This is a genomic window from Pseudomonas simiae, from assembly GCF_900111895.1.
In the GTDB taxonomy this organism is placed as follows: domain Bacteria; phylum Pseudomonadota; class Gammaproteobacteria; order Pseudomonadales; family Pseudomonadaceae; genus Aquipseudomonas; species Aquipseudomonas simiae.
In genome coordinates this window covers 773366-786986 of sequence record NZ_FOKB01000002.1, presented here as the reverse complement: position 1 = coordinate 786986, position 13621 = coordinate 773366, and the positions used below count along the sequence as shown (strand labels likewise).

Below are 13621 nucleotides of genomic sequence, written 5' to 3'. Positions count from 1 at the left end.
CGGAGAAATCCAACCGTCAGTTGGCAAGGAGCGTTCGCTAAACGCGAACACTCAGATAATCGAACAGCAGCCGGCTGACCGGCGACAACTGCGCCTCATCGCGCACTACCAGGATCAGGCTGCGATCCGACCAGTCGTCCGTCAGCGGCACGGCATGCAAACCCAAGGCACGCCCAAACAGTTCGTACGCTTTCTGCGGCAGGATGCCGATGCCCATATTCGCCTGGACCATCCGGCACATCGCATCGAACCCCGGCACATGAATGCGCAGGCGCAGCATCTTGCCCGCCTCGCGTGCGGCGGCGTGGGTGCGCATATTGATCGAGCTGGCAGCGTGCAGGCCCACGTAATCACTGTCCAGGGTGTCGGCAAATGCCAGGTTTTTGCGCGCCGCCAATGGGTGATCCGCCGGCATCAGCACCACCAGTTTGTCGTGGCGATAGGTCACGCTGGGCAGGCCTTTGGTATCGGTGTCACTGGAGCAGATGCCCAGGTCCGCCACGCCATCCAGCACGCCTTGCACCACGCCATTGCTGGGGCGTTCCTCCAGGTCGGTTTTCACTTCGGGATGCCGTTCGGAAAAATCCCGCAGGTCTTCCGGAAGAAACTGAATGATTGCCGACAGGTTGGCCAGCATCCGCACATAACCGCGCACGCCGTGGCTGTGCTCGCCCAGCTCCAGGCCCATCTTCTCGACGTTGAACAGCATCTGCCGCGCATGGTGCAACAGCGTTTCGCCGGCCGCCGTCAGGTCCATGCCCTTGGCCCGTCGCACGAACAGACTGACGCCCAGCACCTGCTCAAGCTCCATCAGCCGCTTGCTGGCGGCCGACACGGCAATGGCTTCACGGTTGGCGGCGCGGGTCAGCGTACCTTCCTCAAACACCGCAACGAACAGCTGCAGCGTGATCAAGTCCAGCCGACGCACCAGGCTCTTGTGCAACATCAGTGACGCTCGCTGGCCAGCCGATTGATCTCGGCCTGCTCCACCACCGGCTGCGGCGCACCTTGGCTTGCCACCTGCAACATCGCCCGGCCCACCGTCTCGGTGCTCACGACCCAACCCGGCTTCAGCCGCCGCACCAACGACAACAACGGCCCAAGCACTGAGTAGAAGGTCTGGTACAACGGCGTCTTCGAACGCACGCCATGCAACGGCTGGATCACTCCCGGCCGAAACAGATACACGGCCTTGAACGGCAGGCGCAGCAACGCGTTCTCGGTCTTGCCCTTGATCCGCGCCCACATCGACTTGCCCGCCTCGGAGCTATCCGTACCGGCGCCGGACACATAGATAAACGTCATCTGCGGATTGAGCCGCGCCAGCGTACTGGCGGCGACCAGGGTGAGGTCATAGGTGAGTTGGGTGTACTGGGTTTCATTCATCCCCGCCGACGAAACGCCGAGGCAGAAGAAACACGCATCAAAGCCTTGCAGCAGATTTTCCAGGGGCTGGAAATCCAGCATGTCGCTGTGCAACACCTGATGCAGCTTACCGTGCTCCTGGGTCAAGGGCGTGCGGGCGACGGCGACGACTTCCTGCACGTCGGCGGCCAACAGGCACTCGCGTAGCACGCCCTGGCCGACCATGCCGGTGGCACCGAATAATAGAACTCTCATCTAGTACTCCCTTCATCCCGCCAGTTTGACTACCTGAGAGACAGGCCTTCGAAAGCCATCGTCACATCCGTCCTCAACACTGCCACCTTACTCAATATAGTGAGAGGCGACCTCAACAAATCGCAAGCCCCCTCAAACGCTTAGCTCGACACACCACAATAAAATACTCCTCGCCCCCATTGCTACATAGACGCAAACATTGATTTGCCATTAAACCTCGTAGGAAATTACTCACACTAAAATATTCGCCTGGCATTGATCGTATAGGAAGCGCCTGACTTAACCTTCAAAACTTTTCCCGTTACTGTTTCCGCCCATCACCTCCAAGGACGAAAAAATGGAAACCCCACAAGTCACACATAAATTCTCAAACCACAAAAAGATAATCGCGCTCTCTGATAAAGACTGGCAATCAGCCAAAACCGGACGAATTTGTGAACTTAATGCAACCGTAAAGAAACCCAACTATTTTACTGACCAATATGGACGAGACCTTCACCACTTCTGCACCACCTCATATCTTGGTCTTGACTACCACCCACAAATATTGGAAGGCGCGATCCAAGGCATAACGACCGCTAAGACATTACGAATCGCAAATTCAAAAAATCGATGCAAGCTAGACATACTTGAGCAATACGAAACAACGCTATCAACTCTATTCAACTCAACATGTCTAAGCACCTTGTCCTGCAGTGCAGCCAGTGCCGGCTTATTGCCCTTACTTGCTAGTGGCGCCTTCACTGATAACACGCCCCCGACAATGGTATTCGACAAACACTCTCATTATTCGATGAACCATATTAAAGCTTCCTGTGCAGATGAGACAGAAGTAACAACCGCACCTCACAATGACATATGTTTTATTGAAGACTTATGTAAGAAGCGCAAACACGTCGCTTACATAGCAGACGGCATCTACAGCATGGGTGGAAAAGCGGATATTGACAGCTTGCTCTATCTTAAATCGCGGTATGGGCTATTTCTTTATCTGGACGACTCTCACGCTTTATCTGCATTTGGAGAGAAAGGAAGAGGATTCATCCGACCACACTTTCAATCGCTAGACGATCAAACTTTGATTGTCGCGTCTCTCGGCAAGTCATTCGGTGCCAGCGGAGGATTAGTGATGTTTGGTAGTGAAAAACAAAAGAGCCTCATGTATCGATACGGCGGTCCTAGCAACTGGTCCCAAAGTTTAAATTCCGCCTCTATCGGCGCAGGCCTAGCCTCTATAAAAATCCATCAAACGAATGAGTTACTTATACTCCAGGAAAGGCTCCTCGCCAACATACAGCTATTTGACAGCCTTATAGAGACGGAGCAGCAAGGTACGCGCACTGCTATCCGTTTGATACCCTGTGGCGAGGCGGAAAAAGCGAACATAATCGCTGCACAACTCGCTAACAGTGGCTTCTTCACTTCGGCCGTGTTTTTCCCCGTGGTGCCCCGAGGGAACGCGGCAATTCGCGTAACGCTCCGAGCGGACATGGCCCATGAAACAATACTTTCATTTTGCTCAAGGCTCATGAGTCTGATAGAAGAAAATAAAATCGACCTTTAATCTTTGTGCTTTCCAATAATTCAGAGTTTCTAACAATGCGGCTCGTTCTAACAGTTGGGTTTTCGATGACTTGCTCAACACTCGCAATGACGGATGCCCATTCTTGAAAAACTCGACCACCCTCACCCTAGCCTGCAGTGCCGCCTTCCTCGCCCAAGTCGGAATCAGCAGCTACCTGCCCGCCGTGCCAGCAATCGCACGTTCCCTCCCCGCCGCCGAAGGCCACGTCGCGCTGGCCCTAGCGATCTACTTGGTCGGCATGGCTTTGCCGATGTTGTTGTGGGGCCACCTGAGCGAACGCTTTGGGCGCAAGCCTGTGCTGTTGGCAGCGCTTGCCGTGTATGCGTTGGCGAGTGCAGCAATCCCTTCAGCGTTCAACGTTGAAGCGTTCCTGGCATTGCGGCTGGTTCAAGGGCTGGGCGCGGGCGGTGTTTCGGTGATGGCGCGAGTATTGGTGCGTGATAGTTTCAGCGGTGCTTTGCTGGCAAAGGGTTTGTCGTGGCTGGGCATGACCTTTGTGATTGCCTTGGGTATCGGCCAATTCGCAGGTTCGTTGTTGCAGGTGATCTTGGGCTGGGAGGCGATCTTCTACGGGTTGGCGATTGGCGCGCTCGGGTTGATGCTGGTGTTGCAGCGGGTGATGTTCCCGGCACTGGTGAAAGCTGACGAGTCTCTATCCGCCTGGCGCATCTATGCCACGATCGTGCGGCATCCACCGTTTCTGTACCCAGCCTTGGCCGGTGGCCTGGGTTATGGGGTGATCATTGCCTTCAACACCTGTGCACCGTTGATACTGCAAGGGCGTTTCGAGTGGAGCGCGGCGCAATATGGTGGGTTGGGTTGGCCAATCAGCGCGGCTTATCTGGCGGGGGCATTGATGGTCAACCGCTTTGTGGCGCGCTCGGGTCGATTAACGATGATGGGCTGGGGCGTAGCCCTGTTGCTGACAGGAACGGCAGTGATGCTTTTAGGCAGTGTGTTTGCTGGCGGGCTCGCCATCTTGTTGTGGCTGCCGTATTGCGTGGCAGTGCTGGGGCAGTCGATGAGTTACCCAATCAGTTTGTCCGTGGCCAACGATGAGTCGCCGGTGAGTGGTTCCTACGCCATGGCGTTGAGCGGTTTCATGCACCAACTCATGGCGGCGTTGATTGGCGGTATGGCGAGCCTGCTAGTGAGTCAGCAGGCATGGTCGTTGGCGGCTTTATGTATGGCGTTGGCGGGCGCCGCGTGGGTGTGCGTCGCCCGCTGCCGGGCAGATCAAAACGCGCTGCGGAAGATCTCCTCAATCTGACGTTGATCCGCCCGCCGAGGGTTGGTCAGTCCGCAGGCATCCTTCAGTGCGTTGGTCGCCAGCAATGGAATGTCCTGCAACTTGGCACCCAGCTCGCGCAATCCGGCGGGAATCTCAACGTCATGGGCCAGGCTACGAATCGCGGCGATGGCGGCCTGGGCGCCCTCTTCGTCGCTGAAACCCTTGACGTCGGCGCCCAAAGCGCGGCCTACGTCGCTCAGGCGTTTGGCGCTGACGCTGGCGTTGAAGCTTTGCACGTGGGGCAGCAACACCGCGTTGCACACGCCGTGCGGCAGGTCGTAGAAACCGCCCAACTGGTGCGCCATGGCGTGCACAAAACCCAGGGACGCGTTGTTGAAGGCCATGCCGGCGAGGAATTGCGCATAGGCCATATTCTCCCGCGCGGCTTTGTCGCTGCCATCGCGTACCGCCAGGCGCAGGTTGGCGCTGATCAGTTCGATGGCCTTGATCGCGCAAGCGTCGGTGATCGGATTGGCGGCGGTGGACACGTAGGCTTCGATGGCATGAGTCAGCGCGTCCATGCCGGTGGCGGCGGTGAGGCCCTTGGGCATGCCGACCATCAGGCTTGGGTCGTTGACCGACAGCAGCGGCGTGACGTTGCGGTCGACGATGGCCATTTTCACATGGCGGGTTTCGTCGGTAATGATGCAGAAACGGGTCATCTCGCTGGCGGTGCCGGCGGTGGTGTTGATGGCCACCAGGGGCAGTTGCGGTTTGCTGGACTGGTCGACGCCTTCGTAGTCGCCGATATGCCCGCCGTTGGTCGCGCACAGGGCGATCCCCTTGGCGCAGTCATGGGGTGAGCCGCCGCCCAGGGACACCACGAAATCACAGGCGCTTTCCTGCAACAGGGTCAGGCCTTTTTCGACGTTTTCAACGTTGGGGTTGGGCTTGGCGCCATCGTAGATCACCGAGTCGATGTCCTGCATCGCCAGTTTCTCGGCGATCATGCTCGCAACGCCCGCCTTGGCCAGGCCGGCGTCAGTGACGATCAGCGCCTTGCGAAAACCATAGTTGCGGATGGCGATCATGGCTTCGTCGAGGCAGTCGGTGCCCATGATGTTGACGGCGGGGATGAAGAAGGTGCTGCTCATGGCGAATCCTCAGAGGCTTTATACCTACAGCATCAACCTGCGCCCTCTGCGGCATCTTGATCAGGATCAACGTCGACCCGTGATAAAGTCACCGCTCAGCCGATTTCGAGTAGACCCGCCGCAATGAAGGATTTCCAGGATATTGACGCCCACCTTGAAGACTGGAGCGCAGTGCGCAGCAGCACCGACTTCAGCGGGATTCTGATCGGCAATGGCGCGAGCCGTACGATTTGGGAAGACTTTGCCTACGACTCGCTGTTCGAAAACGCCCGTACAGTCGAAGAAAAACCCCTCAGCCAATCCGAACTCAGCGTGTTCGACGCCCTGCAAACCCGCAGCTTCGAGCAAGCCCTGGGCGCGTTGAAGACCACCAGCCGGGTCAACAAAGCCCTGGCCGTCAGCTCAGCGGCGCCGCGCAATCGTTATTACGCGATCAAGGAAGCCTTGATCAATACCATCCACGCGGTGCATATCCCGTGGCGCCTGGTGCAGCCGTCGACGCTGGCGACGATCAACGATGAGTTGAAGCATTACGCCACCGTGTTCACCAGCAACTACGACTTGCTCAACTATTGGGCGATCCTGCACACACCAGGCATCGACGACCTGTTTCGCAGCGCCGACGCCAGCTTCGACCTGCGCAATACCCGCACCGATACCACGCGCATCCTCTACCTGCACGGCGGCCTGCACCTGGTGCGCAACCTCGATGGCACCGCACGCAAATTGCCGACCACCGACAGCACCTTGCTCAGCAGTTTTGCGATCAACAACACGATCAAGACCCTTGATGATGTGCCGCTGTTCGTCAGTGAGGGCAAGGTGGAAGAGAAGCTCAAGACCATCCGCAGTTCGGATTATTTGTCGTTCTGCTATGAGCAGTTGCTGAGCCACGAAGGGGCGCTGTGCATCTTCGGGCATGAGTTGGGCCCACAGGATAAACACCTGGTGGATGCGATTCGCCAGGCCAACGTGACGACGCTGGCGATCTCGGTGTCGGGGCGCAGTGATGGGTTCATCCGCCAGCAGAAGCGGCGGTATTCGGAATTGTTCGATGGGACTGGCGTGGCACTGAAGTTCTTTGCGGCGCGGACGCATCCATTGGGTCATCCTGCGCTGTCAGTGCCTGTCGAACGCTGATTTTTTGTGCGACTTCGATCCATTGTGGGAGCTGGCTTGCCTGCGATACAGGCACCTCCGTCTGTCAGCTGAATCGAGGTGATGCTATCGCAGGCAAGCCCACTCCCACATTGACCGCGTTCACAAGGCCAGCGCGACGTCAGTCTTCCGCGCTGTGCACCACCACCAGCAATTGCGCCTGCACATCCCCCACCGAACGCAGCCGATGGGGCTTCTGCGCATTGAAGTGCAGCGCATCGCCACGCTCCAGGATCACCCGTTCGTTCATGAAATCCACCTCCACCTGGCCTTCGTGCACAAACAGAAACTCTTCCCCCAGATGCTCCTTGAAGGTCTTGTCGGTGAACTCCGCCGGCGGATAGATGATGAACGGCAGCAGGCTGCGTTCACTGACCTGATGGGCCAGCACCGCATAACCGGGTGACGTGTCAGGCCGTTCATGGCTGCGCACCAGGCTGTAGCTGTCGAGGCTGACGCTGTCTTCGCTGAACAGCTCTTCGACCTTCACGTTCAGCGCCTTGGCCAGCTTCAGCGCGGCGGCAATCGAAGGCGTGTTGAGCCCGCGCTCCACCTTGGACAGGTAACTCTTGGTCATCCCGGACTTTTCAGCCAGGGCTTCCAAAGTAACACCAAGTTTTTTTCTCAATAATTTCAAACGGATAGACATGCGCTGCGATTTATCCATGCAGTAAGCGATGAGCTGTGCTTGCCAATGACACAAAGTGTCATATAGCATCATTAGTGTCATTAGCAGCCACCCAGGACACCCGATATGGCCAAGACATTAGCACTCCCAAAAGACCAACTGGTCAAGCAAGCACTCGTCCAGATGCAAAACACCCTGGCAGATAATACGTGGACTGACCGGCAAAAGCTGGCGCTCACTTGCCGCATCCTGTTCGAGAACGGCCACGACTCTGGCCTCGCCGGGCAGATCACCGCGCGCGGGCCGGAACAGGGCACCTATTACACTCAGCAATTGGGCCTGGGTTTTGATGAGATCACCGCCAGCAACCTGTTGCTGGTAAACGAGGATCTTGAAGTACTGGAAGGCCACGGCATCCCCAACCCCGCCAACCGTTTTCACAGCTGGGTCTACCGTGGGCGGCCGGACGTAAACTGCATCATCCACACTCATCCCACCCATATCGCCGCGCTGTCGATGCTGGAAGTGCCGCTGCAGGTGTCCCATATGGACCTTTGCCCGCTGTACGAAGACTGCGCCTTCCTGGAGGCTTGGCCGGGCGTACCGGTGGGCAATGAAGAAGGCGAAATCATTACCACGGCACTGGGTGACAAACGCGCGATCCTGCTTTCGCACCACGGTCAGTTGTCCACCGGGGCGAGCATTGAGGAGGCCTGCGTGATCGCGCAGTTGATCGAGCGCGCGGCCAAATTGCAGTTGCTGGCGATGTCGGCCGGCACCATCAAGCCGATCCTGCCGGAGCAGGGACGCGAGGCCCACGACTGGATCTCCCGACCCAAGCGCCATGGCGCCGCGTTCAACTACTACGCCCGGCAGAACCTGCGTCAACACGCCGATTGCCTGAACTGAATTGCCCTTTTCCGACCGGAGATTTTCCATGTCCAGCCCTAACATTCACGGCATCATCGGCTACACCATCACCCCGTTCAGCACCGACGGCCAACGCATTGACCTCAACACACTGGGTCGCTCCATCGACCGCCTGATCGAGGGGGGTGTGCACGCCATTGCGCCACTGGGCAGCACCGGTGAAGGTGCGTACTTGAGCGACGCCGAGTGGGACGAAGTCAGCGCCTACAGCCTGGCAAAAATCGCCCGTCGCGTGCCGACCATCGTCAGCGTATCCGACCTCACCACCGCCAAAGCCGTACGCCGCGCCCGCTACGCCGAAGCCAATGGCGCCGATGTGGTGATGGTGCTGCCGACGTCTTACTGGAAACTCAGCGAAGCGGAAATCCTCGCCCACTACGCCGCGATCGGCGACAGCATCGGCGTACCGATCATGCTCTACAACAACCCGGCCACCAGTGGCACGGACATGTCGGTGGACCTGATCCTGCGCATCATCAAGCAGGTCCCCAACGTGACCATGGTCAAGGAGAGCACCGGGGATATCCAGCGCATGCACCACCTGCATCGCCAGAGCGACGTGCCGTTCTACAACGGCTGCAACCCCTTGGCGCTGGAAGCCTTCGCGGCGGGCGCCAAGGGTTGGTGCACGGCGGCGCCGAACCTGATCCCAGAGCTCAATCTGGCGTTATATGAGGCGGTATTGGCGAATGACCTGACCCAGGCGCGGGAAGTGTTTTACCGCCAGTTGCCGTTGCTGGACTTCATCCTCAAGGGTGGATTGCCAGCCACAATCAAAGCCGGGCTGCGGTTGACCGGATTGGAAGCCGGTGATCCTCGGTTGCCGGTGTTCCCGCTGGGTGAAGTGGGGATCGAACAACTGAAAACATTACTGCGCTAACCACGACTCCCTGTGGGAGCGGGCTTGCTCGCGAATGCAGTGCGCCAGTCAATGGATAAATCGACTGACACACCGCTTTCGCGAGCAAGCCCGCTCCCACATTTTTTACTGGGTACATCCGTAAAATAGAGACAAATGACAATGGTTCTCGATACCATTCGCGACTTTCTCCAAGTCGTGCTTCGTCAAGAAGGATATCCATGTCTCGTCCCAAGCCCGACCTGCTGTCGGCCGATGCCTTTCGCGGGTTCTATACAGATATTCTGTATTTCCTGCGCAAGCGCACAGACAACGCCAGCGACGCCGCGGACATGACCCAGGATGTCTTCACTCAGTGGCTGGACTACCGCGACCGCGCCAAGGTCGAGCAGCCACGGGCGTTTCTGTTCCAGATGGCGCGCAACCTGCTGCGTGATCACTGGCGCAAACAGAAGGTACGGCACACCGTCCACTCTGATCAGGCCGACATGGACGCCGAGCCTGCCACCGACGAGCAAAACGATCCCATGGCCGCCGTGCAACGCCTGCAACGCCTGGAACAGTTGAAAGAAGTCCTCGCCGAACTCTCGCCCCGCCGGCGAGAAGCCCTTATGCTGCACCGCTTCGAAGGCTTGAGCCAGGCGCAGATCGCCGAGCGCATGGGCATATCGACCAGCATGGTGGAAAAGCACATCGCTTTTGCCCTGCTGCATTGCAAGCGACGCCTTCAACACGAACCCGGCACGGAGCAGCCAGAATGAACCGCCTGAGCGACACCGACTTGCTGGACATCAAGGACAGTGACTCCATCGATGCCCAAGCCGCCAGCTGGTTTGCCCGCAACCGCAATAATGACGTGGGGCGTGCCGACCGCAAGGCCTTTGCCGCCTGGCAAGCCGAGCCCGCCCATGCCCGCGCCTATGCCGAATTCGAGCAACTGTGGTCAGACCTGGCCCAGCTGCAGCAACTGAACAAGCCCACGGCACTGCCCAAACGCAAACCGTCGGTGTGGCGCCCAGCCCTGGCCGTGGCGGCCGCGTTGTTGTGCGCGGTAATGGCCCCCCACCTCGGCGCGCCCCGTGAGCTGTATCACACCCAGGTCGCAGCCCACGCCAAAGGCATGCGCACGCTCAACCTGCCCGATGGCAGCAGCGTGTATGTAAATGCCAACACCCGCGTGCGCGTGGATTTCACCGCGCACCAGCGCATCGTGCACCTGGACAAGGGCCAGCTGTACCTCGAAGTGGCCGCCGACAAAGAACGGCCGCTGTTCGTGCAAGCGGGCGAGGCCAATATCCGCGTGGTCGGCACCGGCTTCGATGTGCGGCGCAGCCAACAGCAACTGGTGGTCAGCGTCGCCCATGGCCAGGTCGCGTTCGAGCCTGATGCAAAAATCCCGGTCACCCTGCTGGGCGCCCAGCAACGCGCGATCTTCAGTTACGCCAAGGGCACGGTACAGCAGCAAACGCTCACCGCCGGAGAGGTTGCCGACTGGCGCAGCGGTCACCTGTCGTTTCGCAACCGCGACCTCGCCAGCCTGATCGATGAGCTGAGCCTGTACCGCCCCCAGGCACCGTTGCAGGTCAGCAACGCCGTGGCGCACCTGAAGGTCTCGGGCAATCTGGATGTGAATGATCCCGACGCCCTGCTCAACGCCCTGCCTGCGCTGTTGCCGGTCAAAACCGTGACGTCGGCAGATGGCATCGTACGCATCGAACCGAGCAAATAACCCGACAGAATTCTTATTTGAGAATATTTTGCATTCGCGGGTGTGGATTTTTCCGCCAGCCCCGTCTTCCTCCGGTCTGAGTTCGATACGTACACCTTTTCGGCCATTTGGCCACACCGGGGGATTTCATGTTTCGCGCGCCTTGCCACGCTTCGCACCTGTTCTTTCGACCGACGCTCATCGCTAGCTGCCTGGTATTCAGCCTCAATGCACAGGCCGAGTCGCTCACGCTGCAACTGCCGGCGCAGCCGCTGGCGACATCCTTGAGCCAGGTGGCGCAGCAGGCGAAAATCCAGCTGTTGTTCGATGAAGAACTGCTCAAGAACGTGCAGGCGCCGGCACTCAACGGCAACTTCACGCCGGAAGTGGCGATTCGCACCCTGCTGAAAAACGGTGAGCTCACCTTGATCAAGGTCGGCAGCACCTACGTCGTGCGCCCCGATGAAGGCACCACCACCCAGAGCGGCGTGATCCAATTGGACGCTCTGAGCGTGATCGGCACAGGTACCGAGGTCAATTCCAGCACCGTCGGCCGCTCCACCCTGAGCCAGGAAGACATCGACCGTTACCAGTCCAATAACATCCCCAGCCTGCTGCAGACCCTGCCGGGCGTTAGCCAGGGCGGCTCGCTGAAACCTGGCGGCCAGACCATCAATATTCGCGGGTTCGGTGATGCCGAAGACGTACCTCTGACCGTCGATGGGGCCACCAAGAGCGGCTTTGAGCGCTATCAGCAAGGCACAGTCTTCATCGAGCCCGAGCTGATCAAAAGCATCGAGGTGGAGAAAGGCCCCAACTCCCCCTTCACCGGCAACGGCGGGTTTGGCGGTACGGTCAACATGACCACCAAGGATGCCCCCGACCTGCTCAAGGACGGTCGCAACAGTGGCGCGATGCTCAAATACGGTTACTCCAGCAACGACCATGAGCAGGTCTACAGCAGCGCCGTGTTCGGACGTACCGACGATGGTCGTTTCGACGCATTGGCCTACCTGACCCAACGCGACGGTGACGACATGAAGGTCGCCGCCAAACTGCCCAACGAAAACAATCAGTACCCAATCAACCCTCAGCGCCTGCCGAACTCCGCCCAGAATGTCGACGGCAAGCTGTTCAAGGTCAACGCCCACTTCACCGAAGAGCACGCCGTTGGCTTGTCCTACTCGCGGTCACACAGCAACCGCTGGACGCCGTTCTCAGCGGCCAGCTACCCGACGCCGCCCACCCAGGCCAACATTGACCGCTATGGCTACGAAGCAGCGCTGAAGCGTTTTCTGGCCCATCGCGACACGGTCGACACCACTTGGTCGGGCAAATACGAATACACACCCGTGGATAACCCGCTGGTGGACCTGACCGTCAAATACTCCCAGTCCAACACCGACCAGACCGACGAACGCGACGCCACGGCATTTTTTCAACTGGCCACCGGCGGGCGCAAAATGGACACCGCCTACACCGACAAAAACCTCGACGTGCGCAACGTCAGCTTGTTTGACACTGGCCCGTTGCAACATGCCGTCACCGTGGGCGGGCAGATCCGCAAGCACATCCGCGAGACCGAGATGTGGATGCCGGGTACCACCTACAACACCCCGCGCTACAACTACGGGCATTTCCAGCCGGGCTTCATGCCCCACGGCAAAGTCGATACCAACAGTTTCTTCGTGCAGGATGCGGTGACCCTGGGCGACGTCACCATCACGCCATCGATGCGCTACGACCACGTCCGCAACCGCGGCGAAGCCAACGATGCGCCGTACTACAGCAACCCCGATCCGTCCATTGGCCACGACTACAGCGACCGCACCTACACCGGCTGGTCGCCGCGCCTGGCAGTGTTCTGGACCGTCAACCCGAACCTCGGGCTGTTCGCCAACTGGAGCAAGACCTGGCGCGCGCCAGTGATCGACGAACAGTACGAAGTCCAAGGCCTGGGCAGCCGCACCGCCACCAGTGTCGACCTCGACCCGGAACGCATCACCTCGATCAGCGTGGGCAGCGTCAGCAGCTTCGACAACCTGATCGCCCACGACGACAACCTGCAACTGCGCACCACCTTCTTCCACAACAAAGTCGAAGACGAAATCTTCAAGGCTACAGGCGTCGGCTGCCAGAACCAGGCCATTAACGGCGGCAGCATCTCCACGGCTTGCCCGCCGGGCGCCCTGTCCAACTATCGCAACATCGGTGGCCTGACCATCAAGGGCTTCGAGCTCGAATCTTTCTACAATTCCACCTACCTGTTCGGCTCGGTGTCGTTCGCCTATGCCAAGGGTGATCATGAAGGCGCCTACACCAACCCCTGGGGTCCGGATGTGGCGGCACGGGATATCCCGCCGACCAAATGGGTGTTGGTGCTTGGCACCCATATTCCCGCCTGGGATGCCCAGGTCGGCTGGACCGGCCAGTTCATCGGCGCGACCTCCCGTTTGCCCAGCGACAACTATTCCGGCGGCCCGGGCAGCGGCGTGGGCGACCTGTTCTACGACCAGTACGGCAACAAGCGCTACAACACTCAGGGCCTGTTCGCCAAATGGAAACCACAACAGGCCTACCTGAAAGGCACCGAGGTGAACTTCACCGTGGACAACGTGTTCAACAACAACTTCCGCCCGGCCCTGAGTGGCGACCGCGCCTACACCAAAGGCCGCGACGCGAAGATCAGCGTCACGCGCTTCTTCTAAAACGGGCACGGCCGTTGTGGGAGCCGGGCGTGCCCGCAAG

Annotated in this window: 12 protein-coding genes; 8 read left to right on the top strand and 4 right to left on the bottom strand. The window is 59.0% G+C overall.

The genetic code is table 11. From position 1 onward, the window contains the following. Positions 1-37: 37 nt before the first annotated feature. A complete protein-coding gene (locus tag BMZ57_RS09580; RefSeq protein WP_010212267.1) occupies positions 38-946 on the bottom strand; it encodes a LysR family transcriptional regulator in 909 nt (302 codons plus the stop codon). Continuing rightward, positions 946-1620 (bottom strand): NAD(P)H-binding protein, encoded by a 675-nt coding sequence (locus BMZ57_RS09575; protein WP_069672324.1) that lies wholly within the window; start codon positions 1618-1620, stop codon positions 946-948. Before BMZ57_RS09575 ends, BMZ57_RS09580 begins: the two co-directional genes overlap by 1 nt. Before the next feature lie 337 nt (positions 1621-1957). On the opposite strand from BMZ57_RS09575, the gene BMZ57_RS09570 reads away from it, so the two are divergent. Both BMZ57_RS09570 and BMZ57_RS09565 read left to right on the top strand, forming a co-directional pair. Then, entirely contained in the window at positions 1958-3184 is a 1227-nt protein-coding gene (locus BMZ57_RS09570; protein WP_069672325.1) for an aminotransferase class I/II-fold pyridoxal phosphate-dependent enzyme, read from the top strand. Between the two features lie 103 nt (positions 3185-3287). Continuing rightward, positions 3288-4475: an MFS transporter gene (locus BMZ57_RS09565; protein WP_010212270.1), complete on the top strand. Its 1188-nt coding sequence runs from the start codon at positions 3288-3290 to the stop codon at positions 4473-4475. Here the strand turns inward: BMZ57_RS09565 and yiaY are convergent. Beyond that, entirely contained in the window at positions 4442-5590 is a 1149-nt protein-coding gene (yiaY, locus tag BMZ57_RS09560) for an L-threonine dehydrogenase (protein WP_010212271.1), read from the bottom strand. The two genes, BMZ57_RS09565 and yiaY, sit on opposite strands and share 34 nt — an antisense overlap. Before the next feature lie 123 nt (positions 5591-5713). On the opposite strand from yiaY, the gene BMZ57_RS09555 reads away from it, so the two are divergent. After that, on the top strand, positions 5714-6730 hold the full coding sequence (locus BMZ57_RS09555; protein ID WP_010212273.1) for a DUF4917 family protein: 1017 nt from the start codon (positions 5714-5716) through the stop codon (positions 6728-6730). Between the two features lie 139 nt (positions 6731-6869). Here the strand turns inward: BMZ57_RS09555 and BMZ57_RS09550 are convergent, their stop codons facing one another. Further along, complete coding sequence (locus BMZ57_RS09550) at positions 6870-7397, bottom strand: helix-turn-helix domain-containing protein (RefSeq protein WP_010212274.1); 528 nt, start codon at positions 7395-7397, stop codon at positions 6870-6872. Positions 7398-7502: 105 nt separating this feature from the next. Here BMZ57_RS09550 and BMZ57_RS09545 point away from each other — a divergent pair, with 105 nt between their 5' ends. From BMZ57_RS09545 to BMZ57_RS09525, 5 genes are all read left to right on the top strand, one after another. Beyond that, a complete protein-coding gene (locus tag BMZ57_RS09545; RefSeq protein ID WP_069672326.1) occupies positions 7503-8285 on the top strand; it encodes an aldolase in 783 nt (260 codons plus the stop codon). Between the two features lie 28 nt (positions 8286-8313). After that, positions 8314-9186 (top strand): dihydrodipicolinate synthase family protein, encoded by an 873-nt coding sequence (locus BMZ57_RS09540; RefSeq protein ID WP_010212276.1) that lies wholly within the window; start codon positions 8314-8316, stop codon positions 9184-9186. A 200-nt stretch (positions 9187-9386) separates the two neighbouring features. Next, a complete protein-coding gene (locus BMZ57_RS09535; protein ID WP_010212277.1) occupies positions 9387-9926 on the top strand; it encodes an RNA polymerase sigma factor in 540 nt (179 codons plus the stop codon). After that, on the top strand, positions 9923-10894 hold the full coding sequence (locus BMZ57_RS09530; RefSeq protein WP_044286750.1) for a FecR family protein: 972 nt from the start codon (positions 9923-9925) through the stop codon (positions 10892-10894). The genes BMZ57_RS09535 and BMZ57_RS09530 overlap by 4 nt, the downstream gene beginning before the upstream one ends. A gap of 128 nt (positions 10895-11022) precedes the next feature. Further along, a complete protein-coding gene (locus tag BMZ57_RS09525) occupies positions 11023-13581 on the top strand; it encodes a TonB-dependent receptor (RefSeq protein ID WP_010212279.1) in 2559 nt (852 codons plus the stop codon). Positions 13582-13621 lie beyond the last annotated feature (40 nt).